A 26,123-nucleotide genomic window follows, 5' to 3' on the forward strand; every position below is an offset into this window, starting at 1 on the left:
CAGCAGCTGAAGGGGACCCGTATGAGACAAGCACGGAGCCGCAGACGCCGCGTCGGATGGGTGGCGGGCCTCTTTCTGGCCTTGACCTCCACCGTCGGCACCTCCCAGACCGGGGCTGTGGCGGCCGCCCGCCCCGCTCCCTCCGCGACCGTCTCCGCCATGCACACCGTCGCCGCCATGCAGCCCAGCTGGAACCTGGGCAACACCCTCGACGCCATCCCCGACGAGACGTCCTGGGGAAACCCGCCGGTCACCAAGGAGCTCTTCGACACCGTCAAGAGCCAGGGTTTCCGCAGCGTGCGCATCCCCGTCACCTGGGGCAACCACCAGTCGGCGCAGGCGCCTTACACGGTCGACGCCGCGTTCCTGAGCCGGGTTCGGCAGGTGGTCGACTGGGCGCAGGCGGACGGTCTGCGCGTCGTGCTGAACGTGCACCACGACTCCTGGCAGTGGATCAACAAGATGGCCACCGACCACGACCAGGTGCTCGCCCGCTACGACGCGACCTGGCAGCAGATCGCCACCGCGTTCAAGGACGAACCGCGCACGCTGCTCTTCGAGAGCATCAACGAACCGGCCTTCGACAACGCCGACGACGTCCACAAGATGGAGCTGGTCGACGAGCTCAACACCTCGTTCCACAGGATCGTGCGCGCGTCGGGCGGCACGAACGCGCAGCGCCTCCTCGTCCTGCCCACCGTCGGCGCCACCCCGGACCAGACCCTCATGGACGACCTGGCAGCCACCATCGACGTGCTCCACGACCCCAACTTGGTCGCGACCGTGCACTATTACAGCTTCTGGCCGTTCAGTGTGAACATCGCCGGCTACACCCGCTTCGACGCCACCGTCCAGCAGGACATGACCGACGCCTTCGCGCGGATGCACGACACGTTCGTCGCCAAGGGTATTCCGGTGTATCTCGGCGAGTACGGACTCCTGAGCTACCCGGACTACACGCACCAGGACTACGTCGAGCGCGGCGAGGCCCTGAAGTACTTCGAGGCGCTCGGCCACACGGCCCGCGTCAACGGCGTCACCACCGCGCTGTGGGACCCGTTCTCGCTGCTGAACCGCGAGACGCTGCAGTGGCGCGACCCCGTCCTGTTCGCCCTCGTCAAGTCGAGCTGGACGACGCGCTCGGGCACTGCTTCGGCGGATACGGTGTATGTCCGCAAGGCCGGCCCGGTCACCGACCAGTCGCTCACCATGAACCTCAACGGCACGTCGTTCAGGGGACTTTGGCAGGGCGGCACCAAGCTCGCCCAGGGCGCCGACTACACCGTGTCCCGTGACCGACTCACACTGACAGCGGCCGCGCTGACCCGGCTGACGGGGGACCGCGCGTACGGGGTGAACGCGACGCTTCAGGCCCGGTTCTCGTCCGGCGTGCCGTGGCGGATCGACGTGACGACGTACGACCCGCCTGTCCTCGCGGGCGCGACGGGGACGACCGGCTCCTTCGCGGCCCCCGCCCAGTTCCGGGGCGACTCCCTGGCTACCATGGAGGCCAGATACGCCGACGGCACCAACGCGGGTCCGGCCGACTGGACTTCGTACCAGCAGTTCGGCGCCGCGTTCGCCCCGGACTACGACGGCGGCACGCTCAGGCTCACGGCCGACTTCCTGAACTCCCTCAAGGACGGTGTGCCGGTGACTCTCACCTTCCATTTCTGGAGCGGCGCCTCCGTCACGTACCACGTGACCCGGTCGGGAGACACAGTGACAGGCACCGCCGCCTCCTGACCGACCACGTCGGAAGGGCTACAACTCCCTTACCTCGTAAAGGGGTTCCGTCCCCGTCACCTCCACCGTGATCGCCCCGTCGACGGCGTCCCGGCGGACCCGGTACGCGGCGGCGGGGCTCCCGTCGTGGTCCGGCACCGTCACGGTCACGTCTCGCGCGCCCGGCGCGACGAGCAGGGTGACGCCGTCGGTCCAGTCGCCGTCGGGGCGCCCGTCGTCCGCGCCGAGCGGGACGACCGCACCGGGACGGACGAACAGCGGCAGGCTGTCGAAGCCGTGGGTCTCGCGCAGCCAGCGCCCGCCCTCGACCCGCTCCGCCGTCAGCAGCCGCGTCCACGTGCCCTCGGGCAGATAGAACTCGACGTCGCCGTCCGCCGAGAACACCGGCGCGACGAGCAGGTCGGGGCCGAGCATGTACTGGCGGTCCAGGACCCGGCACGTGGGGTCGTCCGGGAAGTCGAGGAGCATCGGGCGCATCACGGGTACGCCGGTGCGGTGCGCCTCGACCGCCGCCCCGTACAGGTACGGCATGAGGCGGTGCTTGAGGCGCGTGAACTTCCGTGCCACGTCCACCGCTTCCTCGCCGAACGCCCACGGCACCCGGTACGAGACATTGCCGTGCAGGCGGCTGTGCGAGGAGAGCAGGCCGAAGGCGAGCCAGCGCTTGAAGACGGCCGGGTCGGGGGTGCCCTCGAAGCCGCCGATGTCGTGCGACCAGAAGCCGAAGCCCGACAAGGACAGGGAGAGGCCGCCGCGCAGCGATTCCGTCATCGCCGTGAACGAGGCGAAGCAGTCACCGCCCCAGTGCACCGGGAACTGCTGGCCGCCGGCCGTCGCCGAGCGGGCGAAGACGACCGCCTCTCCGCTGCCGCGCTCCTTCTCCAGCAGCTCGAAGACGGTGCGGTTGTAGAGGTGCGCGTAGTAGTTGTGCATGCGCGCGGGGTCGGAGCCGTCGTGCCAGACGACGTCGGTCGGAACGCGTTCGCCGAAGTCCGTCTTGAAGCTGTCGACGCCCATGTCGAGCAGGCCGCGCAGCTTGCCCGCGTACCAGTCGCGCGCGCCCGGGTTGGTGAAGTCGACGAGCGCCATGCCGGGCTGCCACAGGTCCCACTGCCAGACGTCGCCGTTCGGCTTGCGGACCAGATGGCCCAACGCCAGTCCCTCGTCGAAGAGTGGGGACTTCTGGGCGATGTACGGGTTGATCCACATGCTGATGCGCAGCCCGCGTGCCTTGAGGCGGCGCAGCATGCCGACCGGGTCGGGGAAGACGTCCGGGTCCCAGGTGAAGTCGGACCATTGGTACTCGCGCATCCAGAAGCAGTCGAAGTGGAAGACGGTGAGCGGGATGTCGCGCTCGGCCATGCCGTCGACGAACGACGTGACCGTCTCCTCGTCGTACTCGGTGCAGAAGGAGGTGGTGAGCCACAGGCCGAACGACCAGGCCGGCGGGAGGGCGGGGCGGCCGGTGAGCGCGGTGTAGCGGCGCAGCACGTCTTTCGGGGTCGGGCCCGCGACGACGTAGAACTCGATCGATTGGTCCTCGACGCTGAACTGGAGCTGGCCGACGGACTCCGTGCCGATCTCGTAGCCGACCTTCCCGGGGTGGTTGACGAGGACGCCGTAGCCGTGGGAGGAGAGGTGGAACGGGACGTTCTTGTAGGCCTGTTCGCTGCTGGTGCCGCCGTCGGCCTGCCAGATGTCCACCGTCTGGCCGTTCTTGACGAACGGGGTGAAGCGTTCGCCGAGGCCGTAGATGTGCTCGCCGATGCCGAGAGCGAGCTGGGCGACCATGTGGTGGGCGCCGTCGGGGGTGGTGGCGAAGGCGGTGCCCTTGCCCTCAACGGCCGTCAGTCGGCGTCCTGTTGTGGAGTCGAGGAATTCCAGTCCCCACTCCCCTGCCGTGTCCAGGCGGACGGTGAGCGGGCCCGTCGTCAGCTCGGTGACCGTGCCCTCGCGGGTCACCTGCGCGCCGGCGCCGCCTTCGGCGGGCAGCAGCTCGAAGTCGGGGCCCCGGTGCCGCTTGCCGGCGTGGTGGGTGAAGCGGACGCCGATGACGCCCTCGGCGGGGGCGAAGCAGTCGACCGTGATCAGTGGCTGGTTGAGGGTGTCGCCGCGGTCGCGGACGTGCCGGACGGCGGCATAGGCGGTGAACCGGTCGTCGGCGGCCAGGATCTGGCGGACCTCGGTGGCGTATGCGGCGTGGACCCCTTCGCGCATCAGCCAGAAACCGTCGGTGAACTTCATACGGTGGTCCCCCGTGGGATGAAGGTGAGCCGGGCCAGACGGACCTCGCCGCCGAGGCGCACGCGCAGGTCACGTACTCCGCGGGCGGTGAAGTCGGCGTCCAGTGTGACGTAGTTGTACGGGCCACCGGTTGCCGGGACGGTGACCGTGCCGCCGTCCCCGATCGCGACGGTGCCCGCGCCCGCGACCGTCACGCGCACTGCGCTGACTCCGTTGGTGCCGAGGTCGCAGGCGTTGTAGAGGAGTTCGGCGTCGGGTCCGGTCGCGGTGACGGCGTCGCCGGACGTCTTCGTGCGGTCGACGATCGCCGTGTCGCGCTGTTCGTCGTACGCCGCCGCGTCCAGGCCGTCGACGAGCACAGGCCGGGGCGCGGGCTTGTCGCCGTCGAGGGTCAGGCGCGCGGTGAGGCGGATGTCCTCGCTGGAGGCGCCGACGAGGAGTTCGTACGTGCCCGAGGTGACGCTCCAGCGGCCGCGGGCGACGTCCCAGTGGCCGAGGTCGGCGACGGGCACGGAGAACGTGACGCGCTGCGACGCCCCCGGCTCGAGGGCGATGCGGCGGTGCGCGAGGAGCTGGCGGCGCGGGCGCGGCACGGGCATGCCGAGCGGGCGGACGTACAGCTGCGGGACCTCGTCGGCCGGGGTGGTGCCGGTGTTGGTGACGGTGAAGGTGCACTCAAGTGTGTCCGCGCCTCGGTGCACGAAGAGTCCGTCGTAGTCGAACGAGGCGTAGGACAGGCCGTGTCCGAAGGGGTACAGCGGTGTGCCCTCGAAGTAGAGGTAGGTCTGGCGGGAGCCGATGACGTCGTAGTCGAGCAGGTCCGGCAGGTCGCTGTCGACGGCGTACCAGGTCTGCGGGAGGCGTCCGGCGGGGCTGACGTCGCCCGCGAGGACCCGGGCGAGGGCACGGCCGGCGGCCTGTCCGCCGTGGGCGGTCCACAGCAGGGCGGGGAGTTCGGTGTCCGCGTCGGGCACGGCGTAGGGGTAAGCGCCGATCAGGGCCAGGGCGGTGTTCGGGTTGGCGGCGCGGGCCGCTCGCCACAGCCGGTCCTGGTGGTCGGGGAGGGCGAGGGTCGTACGGTCCTCGGTCTCTCGGCCGTTGATGTGCGGGTCGTTGCCCGCGACGACGATCACCACGTCGGCGTCGGCGGCTGCCCGTGCCACGGCGTCGGCGCCGCGCTCCACGTACTCCACCTGGAATGCCGTGCCCTGCTCGGCAACCTTCACGCCGTCGGCGGCGACAGCGACGTACCGGCCGGTGCCCGTGTGCCTCAGGAGGTGAGCGTTTCCGTGCCGTTCCAGGGTGTACGTCTCCTGGACGACCCAGCCGCCGGGCTGCTCGGCGGACGCCCGCACGAAGCCGTCCTCGGCGACGGACAGGTAGCGTCCGTCGGGTGCGCGCAGGGTGAGCAGGTCGTTCCCCCAGTCGACGAGGGCGAGTTCGGTGCCCGATTCGGTGGCGGTGGTGAGCGGCGGGAGGTCGGTACGGCCGGCGAGGAGGGCGGGGTCGAGGGCACCCTCGGCACCGGGCACGCTCGCGTCGGCGTCGCTCTCGGGCACGTACAGCCATCCGGCGTCGCAGCGCAGCCGCACCCGGTCCACGCCCTCCGCGAAGGTGACGTGCTCGGTGCCGAACCGCTCGCAGAGGCCGTCGAGCGGTGTGGAGCGGTGGATGAGGGTGCCGCTGTACCAGTCCGTCTTGCACTCGTCGGCGAGCAGGCCGACCAGGGCGATGTGGGCGGTGTCGGGCAGCGGCAGCAACCCGCCGTTCTTGAGCAGCACGACCGCCTGCTCGGCGGCCTCCTGCGCGAGGGTGCGGTGTTCCTCCGTGTCGAAGGCCCCGGCGCCTTCGAAGGGGTCGCGGTCCTCGAACTCGCCCAGGCGTAGCCGCACATCGAGCTGCCGGCGCACGGCGGTGTCGATGTCGGACTCGGAGATCAGGCCCTGGTCGAGGGCGCGGCGGATCCGCCCGGTGATCGTCGAGGAGTCGGTGCTGTGGTCGGTGAAGCTGTCGACGCCCGCGACGAGGGCGGCGGCGGTGGCCTCCTCGTGGGTGTCGAAGTAGTGCTCGGAGTCGACGAGGTTGCTGGGCGCGCCCGCGTCCGAGCACACGAGGAGTTCCTGGCCGGTCCAGGTCCGCAACTGCTCGCGCAGATAAGGCGATATGTGGTTGGGCCGACCGTTGACCAGGTTGTAGGCGGGCATGACGCCGGCGACGGCGCCCGCCTCGACGGGGGCGCGGAAGGCCTTGAGGTCGTACTCGTGCAGGACGCGGGGGCGGACGGAGGAGTTCGACGTGTCCCTGAGCGTCTCGTTGTTGTGGGCGAGCCAGTGCTTGAGGACGGGGGCGGTGCGCCAGTACGTGGGGTGGGTGCCGCGCAGGCCGCGCGTGTAGGCGGTGGCGATGGCGGCGGTGAGGTGCGGGTCTTCGGAGTAGCCCTCCTCGTTCCGGCCCCACAGCGGGTGGCGGAGCAGATTGACCGTGGGAGCCCAGACGTTGAGGCCGATCCGGTCGTCGTGCTCGCGCATCGCGCGGACCTCGGCGGAGACGGCGTCGCCGATCCGTCGCACCAGGTCGTCGTTCCAGGTCGCGCCGAGCCCGACGGACTGCGGGAACACGGTGGCCGGGCCCATCCACGCGACGCCGTGCAGCGCCTCTTGCCCGGTGCGGAACGCGGCGAGGCCGACCCGCTCCACACCCGGCGTGAACTGGTGCAGCAGCGCGATGCGTTCGTCGAGGGTGAGCCGGGACAGCAGGTCGTCGACGCGCTTGTCCGTGGGCGGTGCCGCGTCCGGGTGGAGCGGGAGTCTTTCGGTCACGTGCGGGTCCCTTGGCGAAGGAGGTCAGAAAATCTTCGAAGCGCTTCGATGCTCCGTAGTGAGGTCGGCAGGTGTCAAGTGGCTGACAGGAATCGCCCGTTCAGGAATTCCGTGCACCGGTCTTGTGACCGCGGAAGCGCTCCCTTAACCTCGCTGCAACATCGAAGCGCTTCGACAAATGCGCAACGCGTTCCCGAAGGGTTACCGCAATGACGCCGAACTCGCCCTCCGCCTCCGCACCCAGCCGGAGAAGTTTCCTCGCCTCCACCGCCGTGGCCGCCGCAGCGGTGGCCGGCGGGATGCCGCTGCTCGCCGCCTGCGGCGGGTCCGCCGAGTCCGGCGAGGGGGCGACTTCGGGCAAGTCCGCGAAGAAGCTGCTGCCGACCTTCGCCGCACGCAGCATCGTCACCCCCGACATCGCGTCGAAGAACGGCTCCTGTGTGGGCTTCACAAGCAAGGTCGACCTGGACAAACTCGCCACCTCGGTGCCGAAGAAGCTCGGCACGGGTGCCCAGGTGAAGATCATGGCCCCGTTCTGGGGGCCGCCACCGAAGTCCGACTGCGAGTACTACACCGCGCTCAACAAGGCCTCCGGGGTCCAGGTCAGCTGGCAGAACCAGGACGGCAACACCTACGGCGAGAAGATCGGCGCCGTGCTCGCCTCCAGCTCGCTGCCCGACGTGATGATCGTGCCCGGCTGGGAGCTGTCCGGGAAGATCCCCTCCGCGCTGGTCGCGAAGATGGCGGACCTCGGCCCCTACTTGGCCGGGGACAAGGTGAAGAAGTACCCGAACCTGGCGGCGGTACCGCAGGACGCCTGGCGGCGCGGCATCTTCGGCGGGAAGCTTCGCGGCATCCCGTACCCGTACTCGTACCTCCCCAACATCGCGCCCTTCTACCGCAAGGACCTCTTCGGCAAGAAGGGCTGGGAGCCGCCCAAGTCCGCTCAGGAGTTCCTGGACCTCGCCAAGGAGATGACCAGCAAGAAGGCGGGGGTCTACGGCTGCGACGACATGAAGTGGTCCTCCTTCAACATCTTCGGCTCGCTCGGCGGCAGCGAGAAGGCGCTCGGCTGGAAGCTGGACGGCGACAAGCTGGTCAAGCGCCTGGAGACCGACGAGTACCTCGAGGCCCTGGAGTGGACCCGCAAACTGTACGCGGCGGGCGTCGTGCACCCCGACGCCAAGGCACAGACCGGCGACGGGTTCCTCCGCTTCACCAGCGGCAAGGTCATGATGTGCAACGGCGACATCGCCTACTGGTACGGCAAGACCGCCGAGATGCAGGGCAGCAAGGCCTACCCCGACTTCGAGATGGCCGCCATGGACATCTTCGGCGCCGACGGTGGCGACCCGACGCTGTACGCGGGCACGCCGGCCAACGTCTGGGCGTTCCTCCGCAAGAACGCGCCCAAGGAGATCGTGGAGAACGCGCTGGCGGCCGCCAACTACGCCGCCGCGCCCGTGGGCACGAAGGAGCACATGCTCGCCTACTACGGCGAGGAGGGCACCCACTTCACGATCACCGACGGCGTCCCGAAGAAGACCGAGAAGGGCAACGCCCAGGCGCTCAACACCTGGCAGATGCTGTCGGGCCCGGCGCCGTTCTTCGCCTACCCCGACCTGCCCGACGTCACCAGGGCGATGGTCGAGTGGCAGCAGCGCATGGGCGCGTTCGTCACCAAGACGCCGTTCTACGGCATGACCATCGTCGAGCCGTCGCGCTACGCCAACCTGGAGGACAAGTTCGAGCAGCTGGAGGACGACTACGTCCGCGGCAACAAGAAGCTGAGCGACGTCCAGCAAGCCATCAGCAGCTGGAAGTCGGGCGGTGGCGACAAGCTGCGCGACTGGTACAAGAAGCTCCTCGACGAGAACGGCAGCGCGTCCTGATGGCTCTGCAGGCCCAGCGACCGCCCCGGACGGCCGAGAAGGCCGTCCGCAGGCGCGAGCGCCGCAGGAGCGGGACGGCCCGACCCGACGCCCGTAAGGGCGGCATCACCTGGCGGATCCGGCTGCGCCGTGACCGCACGCTGATCCTGATGACGCTGCCCGCGATCGGGCTGCTCCTGCTCTTCAACTACCTTCCGCTGCTCGGCAATGTGGTCGCGTTCCAGGACTACAACCCGTACGTCTCGACCAACGGCATCACAGCGATCCTGCACTCACCGATGGTGGGGCTCGAACAGTTCCAGCGGATGGTCGAGGACGCCGACTTCTGGAACGCCCTGCAGAACACGCTGGTCCTTTTCCTCATCCAGCTCCTGCTGTTCTTTCCCGTGCCGATCGCGCTGGCCCTGCTCATCAACAGTGTGGTCAGGCCCCGGGTGCGGGCCCTGTCGCAGGCGATCCTGTATCTGCCGCACTTCTTCTCGTGGGTGCTCGTCGTCACGGTCTTCCAGCAGATGTTCGGCGGGGCCGGACTGATCGCACAGATCCTCCAGGACCACGGGGTCGACGGCTTCGACCTGATGACGGACGCCGGGATCTTCAAGTATCTGCTGACGGCGCAAATGATCTGGAAGGACGCCGGCTGGGCCGTCATCGTCTTCCTCGCGGCGCTCGCCTCCGTCAGCCCCGAACTGTACGAGGCAGCGGCGATGGACGGCGCGAGCCGGTGGCGCCGCATGTGGCATGTCACGCTGCCCGCGCTGCGCCCGGTGATCGCGCTGCTGCTCGTGCTGCGGGTCGGGGACGCGCTGACCGTGGGCTTCGAGCAGATCCTGCTGCAGCGCAAGGCGGTGGGGGCGGGAGCCTCCGAAGTGCTCGACACGTATGTGTGGAGCACCGGCATCCAGAACGGTGACTTCAGCTACGCGGCCGCGGTCGGCCTGGTCAAGGGTGTGGTCGGGATCTGTCTGGTCCTCGCGGCCAACAAGTTCGCCCATCTCCTCGGCGAGCAAGGGGTGTACAAGAAGTGAGTGTCACGGTCGAACGTCCGCGCCCGCTCTGGCGGGCCTCCGAGCGCCCGGCGTGGGAGGAGCCGCCGACCAAGGCGGGGCTCGGAGCCAAGGGGCTGATCATCGCCCTGTGCTGTCTGGTGGTGCTCGGCCCGTTGTGGGTCGTGATCGTCACGAGTCTGTCGCCCCGACACGTCATCGACTCCGCGGGCGGCCTGGTGCTGTGGCCCGAGGGCATCACCTTCGTCAACTACAAGGAGTTGCTCAGTGGCGGCCAGGTCAGCCGGGCCATGCTGGTCTCGCTGGGGGTGACCGGATTCGGCACGCTGTTCTCGATGGTGGTGTCGGTGCTCGCCGCCTACGGGCTGTCCCGGCCCGGGTCGTTCGCGCACCGGGCGCTGCTGATGGCGTTGATGACCACGATGTTCTTCAGCGCCGGACTGATCCCGACGTATCTCCTCGTGCAGACGCTGGGGCTCACCGACAGCTACCTCTCGCTGATCCTTCCGAGCGCGGTGAGTGTCTTCAACGTCCTCGTGCTGCGTGGGTTCTTCATGAACATCTCGCAGGAGCTGACGGACAGCGCCCGGATCGACGGGGCCGGGGACTTCAGAATCCTGTGGACGATCATCATGCCGCTGTCCCGCGCGGTCATCGCCGTCATCTCGCTGTTCTACGCGGTGGCGTACTGGAGCGCCTGGTTCAACGCGATGATCTACATCGACGATCCCGCGAAACTGCCGCTTCAGAACGTGCTGATGCAGCTCGTGCAGAAGAACACGGCGCTGCCGACAGGGCTGAGCCAGCGGGTCAATGCGGGTGAACTGTCCGCCCTGGGACTCCAGATGGCGATGATGGTGCTCGCCCTCATCCCGGTCGCCGTCGCCTCCCCGTTCGTCCAGCGACACTTCAAGAAGGGCATGCTCACGGGGGCGGTGAAGGGGTGACCATCGCACACGACGGCCGCCTGCTGTACGGCGGCGACTACAACCCCGAGCAGTGGCCCGAGGAGGTGTGGGCCGACGACGTCCGGCTGATGAAGGAGGCCGGCGTCACCTCGGTGACACTCGGCGTCTTCTCCTGGGCGAAGCTCGAACCGACCCCAGGGGCAAGGGAGTTCGGCTGGCTCGACCGCCTGATGGACCTGATGCACGCGCACGGCATCGGCGTCGTCCTGGCGACACCGACCGCGTCACCGCCGCCGTGGCTGGGGCGACTGCACCCGAAGACGCTGCCGCGCGACGAGAACGGGCAGACCGTCTGGTGGGGCTCGCGCCAGCAGTTCGCGCACTCCTCCAGGGCGTACCGCCGCCATGCCTCCGCGATCACCGAGGACCTCGCGATCCGCTACGGGCACCACCCCGCCCTGCGGATGTGGCACATCAACAACGAGTACTGCACGTTCGACTACGGCGACGAGGCGGCGCGCGCCTTCCGCGACTGGCTGCGCACGAAGTACGGCACGCTCGCCGCACTCAACGAGGCGTGGGGCACGGCCTTTTGGAGCCAGCACCTGGCGACGTGGGCTGATGTGATTCCGCCGCGCCGCGCCCAGTACCTGCACAATCCGGCGCAGGTCCTCGACTTCCGCCGCTTCACCTCGGACGCGCTGCTGGAGTGCTACACGGCCGAGCGGGACATCGTCCGACGGCACTCCCCCGCCCGCGTCCCGGTCACCACCAACTTCATGCCGTTGTGGATCGGCCAGGACGCGTGGGCGTGGGCGGAGCGGGAGGACGTGGTGTCGGTCGACGTGTACCCGGATCCGCGGGACCCGCTGGGCGGTCAGTACAACGCGATGATCGCCGATATGACGCGCAGCCAGGCACACGGCCCCTGGATGGTGATGGAGCAGGCGGCGGGGCCGGTCAACTGGCGCGGCGTGAACCACCCCAAGCCGCGCGGCCTCAACCGGCTCTGGTCGCTGCAGACGGTGGCGCGCGGCGCGGACGCCGTCTGCTACTTCCAGTGGCGGCAGTCCCGGCAGGGCGCCGAGAAGTTCCACTCCGGGATGGTCGGCCACGCGGGCGAGGAGGGCCGCGCGTTCGCCGAGGTGAAGCAGATCGGTGCGGAACTTGCGGAGCTGGGATCGCAGGTCGCGGGTACTCATGTCGCCGCCGATGTCGCCGTACTGCACGACTGGCACTCCTGGTGGGCCGGCTGCCAGGACGGCAGGCCGTCGGCGCACGTCACGTACGAGGACGTGGTGCGGGCCTGGCACCGGGCCCTGTGGGAGGCGCATCTCACCACCGACTTCGCGCACCCCGAACACGACCTGTCCGCCTACAAGTTGGTGGTCGTGCCGCACCTGTACCTGCTCACGGACGCGGCGATCGAGAATCTCCTGGCGTATGTGCGCGGCGGAGGCACGCTCGTGGCCGGGTTCTTCACCGGGGTCGCCGACGCGGACGACCGGGTGCGGCCCGGCGGCATGGACGCGCGGCTGCGCGCGCTGTTCGGGATCCGTACGGTGCACGAGTGGTGGCCGCTGGACCCCGACGAGACCGTGGACTGCGGGGAGTTCACCGGCACCCTGTGGTCGGAGGAGCTGACGGCCGAGCCCGGCACCGAGGTCAGTGCCGTGTACCGCGGTGGCGAGCTCGACGGGCTGCCGGCCGTGCTGCGGCGCGACCGGGCCCGGTACCTCTCGACGCTTCCCGAACCCCCGGCGCTGCGCTCACTGCTCGAGGACGTGGCGGCCGAGGCGGGCGTACGGCCTCCGCTGACCGGCCTCCCCGCAGGTGTGGAGGCCGTACGCCGCGGCGAGCTGCTGTTCCTCCTGCACCATGGTCGGGACGAGGTGACCGTCGCATTGCCGGACGACACGACGTACCGGGATCTGCTGACGGGGGCCGAACACTCCGGTTCCGTGACTCTCGGGCGGTTCGGTGTCGCGATTCTCGCTCTCGGGACGACGACGCGGGGGCACGATGCCGGCTGACCATCCGCACGGCACCTGGGAACCGGCGCCGGCCACGCGCTGGGAGGACGCCTTCCTCAGCGGCAACGGCACCCACGGCGCTCTCGTGTTCGGCGACCCGCACGATGACCGGGTGATCGTCACTCATCACGCGCTGGTCCGCCCGGACGGCGGCCCGCGCCCACGACCGCCCGCGCTCGCCGCCCAACTCCCGTACATCCAGCAACAGTTGCTGGCCGGCGATGTCACGGCGGCCGAGCACTTCACCGACGGTCGGGCGCTGCGCTGGGTGCAGGCGTTCCATCCGGCGTTCCAGGTGCGGTTCGTGCGGGACAGCGTGGTGTGGCGCGGCTACCGGCGCGCAGTCGCCTTCGCGACGGGAGTGGCCGAGGCGCGGTGCAGCGGGTGGCGCGGGCGGGTGTTCGTGTCGCGGGCCGACGATGTCGTCGTGCAGTACGTCACCGGGCCCGGGCTCGACGGCGACGTGTCCCTGGACCACCGCCTCACCGGTGTGCCGGACGGGCTCGGGGTCGGCCGCAGCCTCGTCCTGACACCCCAGGGCGCCTGGCTGACACTGCGCTGCCGCTACCCGGACAGCGATCTGGCGTACACCGGGGTGACGGTCGCGCTGGTGCAGGGCGGGCGGCGCTCGGTGGGCAGCGCGGGGCTAAGAATCGACGGCGCGGCCGGACTGCTGCTGCTCACGCGGGTGCGGCGCCACCCCGGAGAGCTGGACGCGGGCGCCGAGGCGGCGGCGCTCGCCTCGCTGGCGGGCCCGGACCTGGAGGAGACCTACGAGACCCTGCTCGCCCGGCACGAGGCCCTGCACCGCGCCGCTTATGAACGGGTCACGTTCACTCTCGACGCCCCACGCTCCGAACGCGACCTGCCCGGCTCGGAGTTGCTGGAACGGACCGACAGCCCAGCCCTCCTGGAACGGCTGTTCGCGGCGGGCCGCTACCACCTGCTGAGTGCGTCCGGCACGCTGCCGCCGCGGCTCACCGGGCTGTGGACCGGCGAATGGGGCACGGCCTGGTCCGGGGCATTCACCACGGACGCCAACCTCAATCTCCAGACGGCGTCCGCGGCGGCCTGCGACCTGCCCGAGGTGGCCCAGGCGCAAGGTGCCCTGATCCAAGGTCAGCTGGCTGACTGGCGGGACAACGCGCGGGAGATCTTCGGGGCGCGGGGCATCGTAGCGCCCGCACACACCGACGGCGAGTCGGGGCACACGTACCACTTCCAGCGGGAGTGGCCGCTGCACCTGTGGACGGCGGGCGCCGACTGGCTGCTCACCCCGCTCGTCGAGCAGGCCGAGACGACCGGGGTGCGGCCCGCGTGGCTCGCCGCCGCCCTCACCGAACTCGCCCTGTTCTACGAGGACTTCCTCACCCGCTCAGGACCGGACGGCCGCCTCGTGGTCGTGCCGTCGTACTCGCCGGAGAACCGGCCCGCGAACGCGAGCTGGGGCACGCTCAACGCCACGATGGACATCGCGGCGGCCCGGCACGCCCTGCGCACCGCCGCCGCCTGGCACCCGGGAGCGGACGGCGACCGCTGGAACGCGCTCGCGGACCGGCTGCCCGACTACCGGGTCAACTCCGACGGTGCGCTCGCCGAATGGGCCTGGCCCGGCCTGGACGACACCTACGACCACCGGCACCTCAGCCACCTGTACCCGGTGTGGCCGCACCACGACATCACCCCCTACGACACCCCGGAGCTGGCGAAGGCAGCGCATTGCACGCTCGAACTGCGCGGCGCCGAGAACCACTCGGCGCACGGCCATCTGCACCATGCCCTGATCGCGGCCCGACTGCGCGATCCTCACCGGGTGGCCGCGGCACTGCGCCAGGTCCTGACCGGCGACTACTTCCACCACTCCCTGATGAGCTCGCACTACCCGGACCGCGACGTCTACAACGCCGACGCCGCGCACACCTTGCCGGCCCTGCTCACCGACGCGCTCGTGCAGTCCACGCCCGACCGCCTCGTGCTGCTGCCCGCGCTGCCGCCGGCCTGGCGGGACGGCGCCGTGCGCGGCCTGCGCACCCGGTTCGGCGCCCGCGTCGACCTGACATGGGCCGACGGCGGCTGCACGGCCGTCGTACGCCCGGAGCGTGACGCGCACGTCGATCTCAGAACCCCCGCCGGCAGTGACGGCCTGCTACGCCTGACCGCCGGCGAGGACCGTGAACTCATCTTGAGGACGCACTAGTTCCCCCCACCGGGGCCCACCGGGCTCCACCACCCATGGAAGGGACACCATGGCACCCACCGCACGACACTCCCTGCGCCGCCGCACGCTCCTCGGCTCCGTCCTCGCGGGCGGCGCACTGCTCGCCCTCGCCACTTCCCCCGCGCAGGCGGCGATCTGGTCCTCCTCCGACCAGTGGGGCAACTACACCACCTCGGACGGCTACACCCTCTACAACAACATCTGGGGTTCGGGCGCGGGTGCGCAGTCGATCTGGGTCAACTCGTCGTCGAACTGGGGTGTTTGGGCCGACCACCCGAACACGGGCGGCATCAAGTCCTACCCGAACGCGAAGAAGGTCGTGAACAAGTCGATCAGTTCGCTGTCCTCCCTCACCAGCACCTACAACGTGACGGTGCCGTCGTCGGGCGCGTACAACACGTCGTACGACATCTGGGACAGCGACTACGACTACGAGGTCATGCTCTGGGTCAACTACAACGGAGCCGTCGGCCCGCTCGGCACCTCGCAGGGCAACGTCAGCCTGGGCGGGCACACCTGGACCGTCTACAAGGGAAACAACGGGGCCAACGAGGTCTTCTCGTTCCTGCGCACCTCGGACTCGACGTCCGGCACGGTGAACGTCCTGCCGATCCTCAAGTGGATCAAGGACACCAAGGGCTGGTGGGGCGACGAGACCATCGGTGACGTGCAGTTCGGCTACGAGATCACATCGTCGGCCGGCGGTCTGGACTTCACCACCAACACCTTCAAGGTGTCCAGCAGCTGATCCCGCGCGCAGAGGGACGCGCGGCTCAGGTTTCGGCGGGCGCCTGGGCCGCGCTCTCGCGCACTGTCAACTCCGGTGCCAGCAGGACGACTTCCTCGTCCGAGCCGCGCCCCTCGATCTTCGCGATGACCTGCTCCACGGCGCGTCGCCCCATCTCCTGCGCGGGCACCGCGACCGAGGTGAGCGGCACCGACGCGTGCGCGGCGACCTGCTCGGGGCAGACGGCGACGACGGAGACGTCCTCGGGGACGGCGCGGCCCGACTGGCGCAGCAAGGCGAGCAGCGGGTCGGTGGCCGCCTCGTTCTGCACGACGAACGCGGTCGTGCCGGGGCGCTCGTCGAAGACCCGCGACAACGTTGCCGAGACCGAGGCGTAGCTGCCTTCGCAGGGGCGGTGGAGCAGTCGCAGGCCCAGCTCGGCGCTGCGCTCCCGCAGGCCCGTCAGGGTCCGTTCGGCGAATCCGGTGTGCCGCTCGTACACGGCGGCGGCCTCGCCGATGACGGCGATCTCACGGTGCCCGAGGCCGGCGAGGTGCTCGGCGCACACTGCCCCGGCGGCGGCGAAGTCGAGGTCCACACAATTCAGTCCGGCGGTCTCGGACGGCAGGCCGATGAGGACGGCGGGCCGGTTCGCGGCACGCAGCAGCGGCAGCCGCTCGTCGTCCAGCTCGACGTCCATCACGATCATGGCGTCGGCGAGCGCGCTGCCTTCTATGCGGCGCACCGCCTCGGCGCCCTCCTCGCCGGTGAGCAACAGGATGTCGTAGCCGTGGGTGCGGGCGGCGGTGGCGACGGCCATCGCGATCTCCATCATCACCGGCACGTACATGTCGGTGCGCAGCGGCACCATCAAGGCGATGATGTTCGACCTGCTGCTGGCCAGCGCCCGGGCGCCCGCGTTCGGGTGGTACCCCAGCTTGCGGACGCTGCTCTCGACGCGCTCCCGGGTGGCCGCGGAGATGGACCGCTTACCGCTGAGGACGTAGCTCACGGTGCTGGCGGAGACTCCGGCGTGCCGGGCGACCTCTGCGAGCGTGACCATGTCGTTCTCCTGAGCCGTGACGGGGGGACGCCGACGCGAAGCGCTTCGACGGGCGCGGGTTGCCCGTGACCGTTCGACCTGTCGACCCTATGGGGATCGACGGCCACCTGTCCATAAGTCTGTCGAAGCGCTTCGACACGGTGGGACTACCGAAGGTCCTCCGCACAGAGTAATGACAGGTTGCCGTGATCGTGCAGGCGCGGGTCAGGCCAGTTCGCCCGGCACCTCTCAGCACCGCAACCGGGCGTCGTCGCCGCCGAGTTCGGAGCCGGAGAAGACACGTCCGTGGCGCCCGCGTCGCATGCCCGGAGAGGAATGATCCGTTACGGGCGCTCAAACCGAGCTCAACAGCCTCGACCTCCCACAGCCCCAACCCGACTGCACCCGCGCAGCGTTCACCGTCTACCGCGCCTGCTCCGCACTCGCCGTCCACGCCCGCACCCCGTACGACACCGCCCCCGCGCCGTCCGCAGCCGCGGCCTCTCGACCACCCTCATCACAGGTGCGAGGAGAGGGATACCGCCTCACTCCTTGCCGCGGACGACGGTGACAGGGCAGTGAGCCTGTTGCAGCAGTGCCTGGCTGACCGATCCCAGGAGCAACCCGGTGAAGCCACCCCGCCCCCTGGCCCCGACGACCACGAGCTGGGCGGTCCTGCTCGCCTCGATCAGCGCCTCGTGGGTCACGCCGAGCACCAGTTCATGCTTGACCGAGACCTGCGGATACTTCTCCTGACGACCCGCGAGCGCCCGGGCCAACAGACGTTCCTCGCTCTCGGCGACCGCGCCCGCCTGGGGCACGTCCACCAACTGCGGCGGAGCCAGCGGCAGGGGCACGTTGTCCGGCGTCCATGCGTGCAGGGCGACGATCTCAGCACCCCTCAGCGCGGCCTCGGCGAACGCGAAATCGACCGCTTCCTCGCCGGCCCGCGCCCCGTCGACGCCCAGCACGATCGGCCCGGAGGCGTCCGGTTCCCCGCGCACCACCATCACCGGACAGTGGCCGTGGGCAGTCAGGTAGACCGCCGTCGATCCCAGCAGCATCCCGACGAAGCCTCCCCTGCCCCGGGATCCGATGACCACCAGATCCGCATCACGCGACTGAGCCTCCAGCACCGTCAGCGCCTCGCCGGCCACCGCGTCATGGGTGATCTCCACCTGAGGTGCCACGCTGGCGGCACGATGCAGCGCATCGGTCAGCGCGCTCTCGACCTCGTCCGGCAACACCCCCTCGGGCGGGCCGAAGGGCGCAGCGGCCGTCGGCCCCGGCCCGGGCGTGATCACTGGCCAGAGGGCATACACGACTCGAAGCCCGGCACGCCGCCATCGCGCTTCTCTAGCCGCCACCTCCACCGCTGCGAGGCCGGACGGCGAACCATCCACCCCCACGACGACCAGGTTGCCCACGGCGCCTCCCATGATTGACTCGGCCCCTGCCCCCAGCCTGACCCCACCGACGCGTCCCTGCCACAGGACTGGGCGCCAGCGCATGGCGCCCACCGCCCGAACTGCTGAATGCGCGACGCCGTCCGCACCCGGAGACCACCCGGGACCGCGTCATCACCACGCGACACGTCGGCAAGAACCAAGACAGGCACCTCCGTCGCCACGGTCCGCCACCTACTCGCCAAGGTCGAAGAGTCCGAGACGCCTGCGTTGGCCGCTCCGGCTTCCGCCCGAGGCCGAGCACCTGCGGTAGGAGCCCGGGGTCCGCGCATCGCGGATTGCAGTCGCGACGCCGCAAGACTGAGGTGAAGATGGTGGCACGGGAGCGCGGCTGGCCTCGCACGGGCGGTGTCCCTCAGTCGCCGCGCCGGACAGAAAGGCCACGGCATGGCAGCAATGCCCAACAAGGGTCCGAGAGGACCGGAGAGCCCCGACAGCAGCGAAGTGATCACCGGACCGACCCTGTTCGCCGTGGTGACCCTGTTGGTGAGCGGGCCGCTGAGCATTCTGCTCGGCGCATCCGGCATCGCAAATGACACCGTGTTCGCCTCGTCTCGGTACGCCTACCGGTTCGATCTGACCGCGTGGGGCTGGCTTCATCTTGTGATCGGCGTGGCCCTCGTCGTCGCCGGCCTAGGGGTTGCGGCCGGCACGACCTGGGGGCGTGGGGTCGGCATCGCCGTGGCAGCGATCAGCCTGATCACCCAATTCATGTTCATTCCGTACTACCCCGCTTGGTCCATCATCGTGATGGCCCTTGATCTCCTCATCGTGTGGTCGCTGACCAGGTTCTCTCCCACAACCCGCGCCGGTCGGTGAACGAAGGCGGAGGCCTGCCGGGCCGGCCCGGGGCGAGTGCGGTGTGGCGGCGTTGTCCGGGCCATCCGGCATATGACCCACGGGGCACGATGGCGGCAAGCCGCAATGCCACAGCCTGAGACCGAAAAGATCGCCAGGACGCCGTGAGCCGTCGACACCCGCATCGCACCCGGTGGACGACCGAGCGGGCGGTCCGCCGTCCTGCTGCCGGTCTCGGCTTCGCCGTGGTGCGCCTGGCGTCGCTTGCACTGATTCCCGCAGCCGTGATCGTGGACCTTTTCACCCCGGAAAGCTGGCCGTTCAATCGTTTCCTGGTGGGTCCACCGGCCCTGGCTGCCGCGAGCTGGAGCCCTGCCGGCACCGGGGCGATCGGGGCGGCTGCCCTTGCCACGGACATCGCACTGACCGCCGACAAGCATTCCCTGGGCATGCCGAGGGCATGGCTGACGATGGGCATGATCGTCCTGGTCACGGTGGTGGCCATGTACGCCAGCCATGTGCGCCAAGTGGGGGAGCGCACCATGGCCGACGTCCGTTCCGTCGCCGAAGCCGCGCAGCGCGCGCTGGTGCGGCCGATGCCGGCCCGCCTGGGACCCACGCGTATGGCTGCCATGTACCTTGCTGCCGCCGCGCAGGCCCGCATCGGCGGGGACTTCTACGAGGCGCAGCGCACCCCGTACGGAATCCGGCTGATGATCGGCGATGTACGCGGCAAGGGCCTGCCCGCGGTGGAGGCGGCGTCCGTCATGATGAGCGCCTTTCGCGAAGCGGTCCACGACGCACCCGATCTGCCCACCCTGGCCGGCCGCCTCGAGAAGAGCATCCAGCGCTACTCCGCCCAGAGCGGCGAGGTCGAGGAACGCTTCGCCACCGGTCTGCTCGCGGAGGTCCCCGAGGACGCCGCCGTCCTTCGCCTCCTCACCTGCGGGCATCCGCCACCGCTGCTGCTGAGCGGCGGCACCGTCCGGGAACTGGAAGCCACCGCTGCGTCTCCGCCCTTCAATCTCTCGGGGCTGCTCGACGACGGATATCACGTCGACGTCGTCCCATTCCGCGCCGGAGACAGTCTGCTGCTGTACACGGACGGCGTGAGTGAAGCCCACGATCGCGACGGTGTCTTCTACCCGTTGCTGAGGTCATAGTCAGATCTCAGCAATCCGTGCGTTTACGCACAGATGGTCCTTAACGGTGTCACCACAGCCCGAGCTGGGCGGTGGTGTCCTGTTGAAGGTCTCGCGGTTCCTTCCGCCTGTGGGGCGGGTTTGCGCCACCTGCCCACACCGGGTCAGCTTTGCGGCTGGCCCGGCCGGCGCGGGTCTTCTGGTCGGCTCCACGCGGTTTCGGCACGCTGGGCGTGCCCCGGTCTCCGGCCACTCCGGTACCGGTTGTGCCGGCCGATGCGAGGTCGGCGAGGTTACGGGCAGCGTTCTCGTCCCGGTCGATGACCAGGCCGCACGCGTCGCAGGAGAACACTCGCACGTGCAGGGGCAGTTTGGCTTTCACTGTCTTGCACGACGAGCAGGTTTTCGAGGACGGGTACCAGCGCGAGGCGACGACCGTGGGGCAGGCGTTGCGCCGGCCTTTGTAGGTGAGCTGACGGCGGATCTCTGCGAATCCGGCATCGGCGATCTTCCGTGCCAGACGGCGGTTGCGGAGCATGCCGGCGACGTTGAGGTCTTCGACCACGACGGTGCCGTACTCGGCACGCACGGCGGTGGTGAGCTTGTGCAGGGCGTCTTCGCGCAGGTTCGCCACGCGGTGGTGCACGCGGTTGCGTTCGGCGTTCGCCTTGACCCATCGTTTCGACGGTTCCCGGCGGATGGTCTTGCCGGTGGCCCGGTCGTGCACGGCCGGCCCTTGGCGGCGCGACACACGACGGGACAGACGCCGCAGCCGCTTTTGTTCGCCCTCGTAGTGCTTGGGGTTGTCGACGTAACCGATCTGTCCGGCACTGTCGGCCATCACCGCAAGCACCTTCACCCCGAGGTCGATACCGACTGCGACACCAGGACGGGCCACGCGGGTGATCTCCCGCTTGACCTCCATCTGGAAGGACACGAACCAGCGGCCCCGCTCATGCCGCACCGTCGCGGACAGGATGCGTGCCATTCCGCTCTGCACGCGGGCCACAAGCTTGACGGTGGACTCATGGGTGCGGATGGTTCCGAGCACCGGCAGCGTCACGTGCCCCTCGTCGGCCACGCGGATGCTACCGGTGGTGAACCGGCACGCAAGACGGGCCTTGCGCTTGGACTTGAAACGTGGCGTACCCATGCGGGCACCCTTGCGGCGGCCGTTCTTCGACTTCGTGTAGTTGTCGAACGCGGCAGCCGCGTTGGCCAGGCCGGTGCTGTACGCCTCCTTGGAGTTCTCCTGCCACCAGTGGGCATAGCGCGGATCAATGCGCTTGACCTGGTTGAACTCCTTACGCAGCGCGGGCAGCGACCACGGCCGCCACGGCGTCAGCTCCTCCTCGGCGACCCCGTACGAGACTTCCGCCTTCCGCTGCCACCACGAGGCCGTCACCCAGCCGACAGCCCAGTTGTACGCGCCCCGAGCAGCCCCGCAGTGCGACCGCAGCGCGGATTCCTCAGTCACATTCGGGTCCAGGGCGAAACGGAACGCCTGCACCACAAAGCCCGGCTGCGCCTGGAACTTCTTCACCCTGAACACCCCCTCACCAGCCAGTCATTGACTATGCACTACGCATCATGGAACAGATCAACGGATGGATCACCAGCGGTGAAGCCTGCGAGCGGCTGGAAATCGCCTGGCGCACCCTCTACCACCTCCACCGCCAAAGCCCGGACTTTCCCAAACCCAAGAAGATCGGACGAACCCTCCTTGGGAGGCAAAAGCCCTGGATGCCTGGCGGGACAAGCACCCCAAACGTCAGAGAAAAGAAGACGTTCGTTGAGATCCGACTATGCATCCCGCAGCAGTTGTTAGCCCCTCGCCGATCGCATCCGGCCCATCGCAACCGCAGCCCCGCGCACCCTGATCGACCACCTCGGGGCCGACCTGCTGGCCTATGCCTCCGATGAGCTCAACGACGACGCGGCTGTGTTGGTGGTCCACCGCACATCGGACGGGACGCCCGCGCGTGAGAGCGGACTGGCTGGCCGCCGCCCGAGCGGGCATGTCGGGGCCGGCACGTCTGATCCGTAGTTCTAGCCCGATCGTTCAGCGGCGGTCGTTCCGGCGACCGCACGGCGCCGGAGGAAACCTCACCGACTCCACTGCCTCAGGACCGGCGCGCTCGCAGCAGCCGCCTGACCGTCGACTCCTCACCATCGAGCAGGAGTTGCATCAGCGCCTGCGCGACGTCATCGAACGAGCGACCCGCGTGCGTGGTCTCCCGCTTGATGTACTCGTTCAGCAGGGCCACATGCCACGCCCCGAGCACCGCACGCTCCGTCGGCGCGGGACGTTCGTCGGCGAGCTCAGCCTCGACCATGAGGGCCGGGCGATCTCCAACCGGGGCATCGCACTCAACCGTGCAGCACGGCCCGTGTCCCCCGGGCGGGCAGATTGACGTACCCATCCCCGAACCGGGTTCGCCGCGTCCAAGAGCAGCGCCGCGAAGAGCTTCGACCAATCGGCACAGAAGCTCTTCGCGGGGCTGAGGGATGACCGGTCAGTGACACCCCGGCAGGGGACGTGACACGCCCGTTCGCGGGATGGGTCAGGCCGACTGCGTGGCGGAGGGCAGCACCGGAGTGGGGGCGGGCGCAGGGGCCTCGGGAGCGTGAGGGTAGGCGGCTGACCGGTTCTGGAAGGAGAGGATCTTCGGGTTCTGGACGACGCCGTCGCGGATCTCGATGGCCTTTCTGAGCGTGACGTCGGTGCCCCATGCCGTGGGGCCGCTTATGACCTTGCGCAGGTAGGGAAGGAGCGCCTCGCTGATTTCCCAGGTGGCGGAGTTCCACAGGTGGGACGGGCTGTGATCCACCGCGTAGTAGTGGCAGCCCGATCCCACCGCGGGCATGGGCTCGCCGAAGGTGGTCGGCCTGGCCCATTCGAAGCCCATGCCCTCGTCGCAAGCGACGTCGATGAAGAAAGTCCCCGGCCGGAACAGGGCGAGTTCCTCCTCGGTGACGAACGTCAGCGGCGCATCGGTGTCCTGCAGGACGCAGTTGACGATGATGTCGAACCCGGCGAGGTACTCCGCGAGCGGAACGGCTCCGGTCGGTGTGATGGCCCGCAGGCGCGACGGATCGTCCTCCTGCTGCGCGAAGTGGCCCATCACGACCGAGGGCATGGGCGAGGCCACCGCTGCGGCGGCGCGCTGCGTGAGCACCGTGACGTCGGAAACCCCCATGGCGCCCAGGCCCGTGACCGCTCCGCGCGCGGTCGCGCCGAAGCTGATGACCACCGCGCGCAGACGCCGTCCGTAGCTGCCGGTCAGCCCGCCGAGTTGCAGGGCGTGCAGCACCGAGCAGTAGCCGGCGAGCTCGTTGTTCTTGTGGAACACATGGACGCTGAAGGTGCCCGTGGAGGTCCAGTGGTTCATGGCCTCCCAGGCGATGAGGGTCAGGCGTCGGTCGATGGCGAGCTGGGTCAGCTTCTCGTCCTGCACGCAGTGCGGCCATCCCCACAGCACTTGGCCCTCACGCAGCGCGGCGACGTCGTCGTGCATGGGTTTGGGCATCAGCAACACGTCGCACTCGGCGATGAGTTGCTCGCGGGAGCGCAAGCCCGCCACGAGCGGTTCGAGCGTGTCGTCAGCGACGCCGAACCGGTGGCCGTAGCCCTGTTCGAGGAAGATCCTCTCGCGTATGTCCGGGGCGATCCGGTCGAGGTGAGCGGGGTGCAATGGCAGGCGGAACTCGTTCTCCTTGCGCGAGGAGGCGAGTACTCCGAGACTCATCAGGCTCATACGCGTCCTCATCATTTCGTTCGCTTTGCTTGCGGCGTGCTGGGTGTGGCTGCCCGATATCCGGTCAGGAGCCGCCGGCCTGGTGTCTGCGGACCCGCTCGGCCAGCGGGAGGGGCGTTTCGTCCACGCCGTTGACCGATCCGCTCGCCATGCGCGCGCATGTCCCGTGGCAGGCGAGGAGCTGCTTGTCGTCGCGGTGGGAGACCACCACTGCCTCCGGGCCGGGTGCGTTGCGGTAGTCGGTGCCGCAGATGAGGCAGGTCAGTCCGGCCAGCGTCTCCGCGGTCGGTTCGGGACGGCCGCGGCGGCGGCCGGAAATCGAGTCCTGTGAATACATGTGTCCCGCATCCTCTTGATCGGTTCAGAGCTGTGCTGATCGGTCCAGGGCCGTGCGCGAGATGACAGGAATGCCTCGGGGCATCCAGGAAGCCGGGACTTGCACTACCGCGCTGCGCGGGAGCGGATCCGGAATACGGCGTGACAGTACGAGCCAGGAGGCACGATGCGGCTCATTTCCGGCCGGATCCGATGACGCCGTCCCGTGCCGTTGCCCGAGGGCGACGCCGCAACGGATGACGGCGTGCGAGGTGCGCTCGGTGCCGCAACCGTACTCCCTTCCGGGCCCCCACGTGACGGATGCCGACGGGCATGCAGGCCGAACAGGTCCGCGCGCTCTGAGGACACTCCTTTCCGAGGCAGGCACGCACCGCGGCTTGCCTCGGGCTGCTTCCGCACAGATTCCTGACGCGTGACGCGTCCTGCACCGTGCCCTCTCGCCTCGTGGAGGGCCCGCGGTGTGCTGCCACAAGCGAAGTAACACAGGGATCTTGACCTGCCGATCCCTCACCGTCTCAGAGATCTCACGGCGCGCGGGGCTGCACATAGCCACGGCCTGGCGGCTCGTCGCCGAGCTGGTCTCGTACGGCTTCCTCGCCCGCGACGCGGACCGGCGGGTGCACATCGGCATGCCTATGTGGGAGTTGGGGACGCGCGCCTCGCCAGGGCCCGGATCGGGGATCACGATGGTCTCAATGCCGCCTTCAGGTTGTACCCGGAACCGGGTCAACGCCTCGCGTTGGGCCGGGCGTTCGGGTGCGCGTGGGTCGTGTTCAACGACGCGGTGCGCGCCCGGAAGGACGCCCCCGCGGCGGGTCAGCCCTATCCGAAGGCCGCCGAGCTGTCAGTACCTGCTCCGCATGCAGGCAGGGGCCTTCGAGTGAGCCCCGCCGCGCCCACCTGCGGGGGTGTCGGTTGCAGCCGGGGGCCGCAGCCCGGCATGGTTCGGGGTGTGGCCACCTTGCTGATCGTCCATCACACGCCGTCGCCCAACTGCCAGGCGCTGTTCGAGGCCGTCGTCTCCGGTGCGACAGCGCCCGAGATCGAGAACGTACAGGTCGTGCGAAGAGCCGCACTCTCGGCCACGGCGTCGGATGTGCTCGCCGCCGACGGATATCTGGTCGGTACACCGGCGAACCTCGGCTATATGTCCGGCGCCCTCAAGCACTTCTTCGACCAGGTCTACTACCCCTGCCTGGACACGACGCGTGGCCGGCCCTTCGGCTACTACGTACACGGCGGGAACGACGTCACCGGCGCGGTACGGGGCATCGACTCGATCACGACGGGTCTCGGCTGGCGGCGCGCGGCCGAGACCGTGACCCTCACCGGCGAGCCGAGCAAGGCCGACGTCGAGGCCTGCTGGGAACTCGGGGCCACCATCGCCGCCGGCTTGATGGAGTGATCCGGCCGGCGAGCGGGCGCCCGCCATGGCCCCTTTCTGCTGCCTCAGTGATCACAGAGGCAAGGGGCGCGCTTCGACGATGCTCGCCATGACAAGGGTGGAGCTGAGGCGCTGGACACCGGGCAGGGTGGCGAGACGTTCGTCGTAGAGCTGTCGAAACGCCTCCAGGTCGCGAGTCACGACGCGCAGGAGGAAGTCGGGGTCTCCGAAGAGACGCTGGGCCTGGAGGACATTCGGGATCTCGGCGACGGCCTTCTCGAACGCCGCGACGGTTTCACGGTCCTCGTAGCGCATGGTGACGAAGACCAGTGACTCGAAGGTCAGGCCGAGAGCGGCGGCGTCGAGCCGGGCGTGGTAACCGGCGATCGCGCCGGAGCGTTCCAGGGCGCGGAGGCGGCGATGGCAGGGAGACACGCTCAGGCGGACCCGCTCGGCGAGTTCGGTGAGGGTCAGACGGCCATCCTGCTGCAGCTCGGCAAGGATTTTCCGATCCACGTCATCCATGGGGAAGATTCTTCCACGGGATGGCGTCCACGGAGAAAAGGTTGGAAGCACCTTCCGGGGAATCCCGCCTAGCCTTCG

19 protein-coding genes and 2 pseudogenes are annotated in these 26,123 nt (G+C 69.3%); 12 read left to right on the forward strand and 9 right to left on the reverse strand.

What is annotated here, in order from left to right:
- Positions 1-21: 21 nt before the first annotated feature.
- Entirely contained in the window at positions 22-1,746 is a 1,725-nt protein-coding gene (locus OG456_RS48170) for a cellulase family glycosylhydrolase (protein WP_266571429.1), read from the forward strand.
- An 18-nt stretch (positions 1,747-1,764) separates the two neighbouring features.
- Here OG456_RS48170 and yicI read toward each other — a convergent pair whose 3' ends face one another.
- Both yicI and OG456_RS48180 read right to left on the reverse strand, forming a co-directional pair.
- On the reverse strand, positions 1,765-3,990 hold the full coding sequence (gene yicI / locus OG456_RS48175) for an alpha-xylosidase (protein ID WP_266571430.1): 2,226 nt from the start codon (positions 3,988-3,990) through the stop codon (positions 1,765-1,767).
- The gene (locus OG456_RS48180) at positions 3,987-6,809 is read right to left on the reverse strand and encodes a glycoside hydrolase family 3 C-terminal domain-containing protein (protein ID WP_266571431.1); all 2,823 of its coding nucleotides are present in this window, start codon (positions 6,807-6,809) and stop codon (positions 3,987-3,989) included. The genes yicI and OG456_RS48180 overlap by 4 nt, the downstream gene beginning before the upstream one ends.
- A gap of 209 nt (positions 6,810-7,018) precedes the next feature.
- Here OG456_RS48180 and OG456_RS48185 point away from each other — a divergent pair, with 209 nt between their 5' ends.
- Genes OG456_RS48185 through OG456_RS48210 form a run of 6 tightly spaced genes read left to right on the forward strand, consistent with a single transcriptional unit; the run spans position 7,019 to position 15,615 of the window.
- The gene (locus tag OG456_RS48185; RefSeq protein WP_266571432.1) at positions 7,019-8,701 is read left to right on the forward strand and encodes an extracellular solute-binding protein; all 1,683 of its coding nucleotides are present in this window, start codon (positions 7,019-7,021) and stop codon (positions 8,699-8,701) included.
- On the forward strand, positions 8,701-9,729 hold the full coding sequence (locus OG456_RS48190) for a sugar ABC transporter permease (protein WP_266571433.1): 1,029 nt from the start codon (positions 8,701-8,703) through the stop codon (positions 9,727-9,729). The genes OG456_RS48185 and OG456_RS48190 overlap by 1 nt, the downstream gene beginning before the upstream one ends.
- Positions 9,726-10,655, forward strand: coding sequence for a carbohydrate ABC transporter permease (locus OG456_RS48195; protein WP_266571434.1), 930 nt, complete (start codon positions 9,726-9,728; stop codon positions 10,653-10,655). Before OG456_RS48190 ends, OG456_RS48195 begins: the two co-directional genes overlap by 4 nt.
- Positions 10,652-12,649, forward strand: coding sequence for a beta-galactosidase (locus OG456_RS48200; protein WP_266571435.1), 1,998 nt, complete (start codon positions 10,652-10,654; stop codon positions 12,647-12,649). Before OG456_RS48195 ends, OG456_RS48200 begins: the two co-directional genes overlap by 4 nt.
- Positions 12,639-14,846 carry a glycoside hydrolase N-terminal domain-containing protein gene (locus OG456_RS48205; RefSeq protein ID WP_266571436.1) on the forward strand — a complete coding sequence of 736 codons (2,208 nt, stop codon included), beginning with the start codon at positions 12,639-12,641 and terminating at the stop codon, positions 14,844-14,846. The genes OG456_RS48200 and OG456_RS48205 overlap by 11 nt, the downstream gene beginning before the upstream one ends.
- A gap of 49 nt (positions 14,847-14,895) precedes the next feature.
- Positions 14,896-15,615, forward strand: a complete 720-nt coding sequence (locus tag OG456_RS48210) for a hypothetical protein (protein WP_266571437.1) — start codon at positions 14,896-14,898, stop codon at positions 15,613-15,615.
- Between the two features lie 25 nt (positions 15,616-15,640).
- Here the strand turns inward: OG456_RS48210 and OG456_RS48215 are convergent, their stop codons facing one another.
- Positions 15,641-16,657 carry a LacI family DNA-binding transcriptional regulator gene (locus OG456_RS48215; RefSeq protein WP_266571438.1) on the reverse strand — a complete coding sequence of 339 codons (1,017 nt, stop codon included), beginning with the start codon at positions 16,655-16,657 and terminating at the stop codon, positions 15,641-15,643.
- A 524-nt stretch (positions 16,658-17,181) separates the two neighbouring features.
- Positions 17,182-18,063 (reverse strand): universal stress protein, encoded by an 882-nt coding sequence (locus OG456_RS48220; protein ID WP_266571439.1) that lies wholly within the window; start codon positions 18,061-18,063, stop codon positions 17,182-17,184.
- A gap of 426 nt (positions 18,064-18,489) precedes the next feature.
- Between OG456_RS48220 and OG456_RS48225 the strand changes: the two genes are divergently transcribed.
- Complete coding sequence (locus OG456_RS48225) at positions 18,490-18,921, forward strand: hypothetical protein (RefSeq protein WP_266571440.1); 432 nt, start codon at positions 18,490-18,492, stop codon at positions 18,919-18,921.
- A gap of 224 nt (positions 18,922-19,145) precedes the next feature.
- Positions 19,146-20,063 carry a PP2C family protein-serine/threonine phosphatase gene (locus OG456_RS48230; RefSeq protein WP_266571441.1) on the forward strand — a complete coding sequence of 306 codons (918 nt, stop codon included), beginning with the start codon at positions 19,146-19,148 and terminating at the stop codon, positions 20,061-20,063.
- 49 nt (positions 20,064-20,112) lie between these two features.
- Here the strand turns inward: OG456_RS48230 and tnpB are convergent, their stop codons facing one another.
- The 4 genes from tnpB to OG456_RS48250 all read right to left on the reverse strand — a co-directional run bounded on the left by tnpB (position 20,113) and on the right by OG456_RS48250 (position 24,137).
- The gene (tnpB, locus tag OG456_RS48235) at positions 20,113-21,585 is read right to left on the reverse strand and encodes an IS607 family element RNA-guided endonuclease TnpB (RefSeq protein WP_266571442.1); all 1,473 of its coding nucleotides are present in this window, start codon (positions 21,583-21,585) and stop codon (positions 20,113-20,115) included.
- A 580-nt stretch (positions 21,586-22,165) separates the two neighbouring features.
- Positions 22,166-22,378: a hypothetical protein gene (locus OG456_RS48240; protein ID WP_266571443.1), complete on the reverse strand. Its 213-nt coding sequence runs from the start codon at positions 22,376-22,378 to the stop codon at positions 22,166-22,168.
- A 228-nt stretch (positions 22,379-22,606) separates the two neighbouring features.
- The gene (locus OG456_RS48245; RefSeq protein WP_266571444.1) at positions 22,607-23,800 is read right to left on the reverse strand and encodes a N(5)-(carboxyethyl)ornithine synthase; all 1,194 of its coding nucleotides are present in this window, start codon (positions 23,798-23,800) and stop codon (positions 22,607-22,609) included.
- A 64-nt stretch (positions 23,801-23,864) separates the two neighbouring features.
- Positions 23,865-24,137 (reverse strand): hypothetical protein, encoded by a 273-nt coding sequence (locus tag OG456_RS48250; RefSeq protein ID WP_266571445.1) that lies wholly within the window; start codon positions 24,135-24,137, stop codon positions 23,865-23,867.
- 457 nt (positions 24,138-24,594) lie between these two features.
- Here OG456_RS48250 and OG456_RS48255 point away from each other — a divergent pair.
- From OG456_RS48255 to OG456_RS48265, 3 genes and pseudogenes are all read left to right on the forward strand, one after another.
- Positions 24,595-24,729 (forward strand): annotated as a pseudogene (locus OG456_RS48255) (helix-turn-helix domain-containing protein); the annotation flags it as partial.
- Positions 24,730-24,809: 80 nt separating this feature from the next.
- A pseudogene (locus OG456_RS48260) lies at positions 24,810-24,983 on the forward strand (helix-turn-helix domain-containing protein); the annotation flags it as partial.
- Positions 24,984-25,088: 105 nt separating this feature from the next.
- Complete coding sequence (locus OG456_RS48265; RefSeq protein ID WP_266571794.1) at positions 25,089-25,541, forward strand: flavodoxin family protein; 453 nt, start codon at positions 25,089-25,091, stop codon at positions 25,539-25,541.
- A 51-nt stretch (positions 25,542-25,592) separates the two neighbouring features.
- Here the strand turns inward: OG456_RS48265 and OG456_RS48270 are convergent, their stop codons facing one another.
- Positions 25,593-26,045, reverse strand: a complete 453-nt coding sequence (locus tag OG456_RS48270) for an Lrp/AsnC family transcriptional regulator (protein WP_266571446.1) — start codon at positions 26,043-26,045, stop codon at positions 25,593-25,595.
- Between the last annotated feature and the right edge of the window lie 78 nt (positions 26,046-26,123).

Origin of the sequence: Streptomyces sp. NBC_01446, assembly GCF_026340095.1 — a bacterium.
In the GTDB taxonomy this organism is placed as follows: Bacteria; Actinomycetota; Actinomycetes; order Streptomycetales; family Streptomycetaceae; genus Streptomyces; species Streptomyces aureus.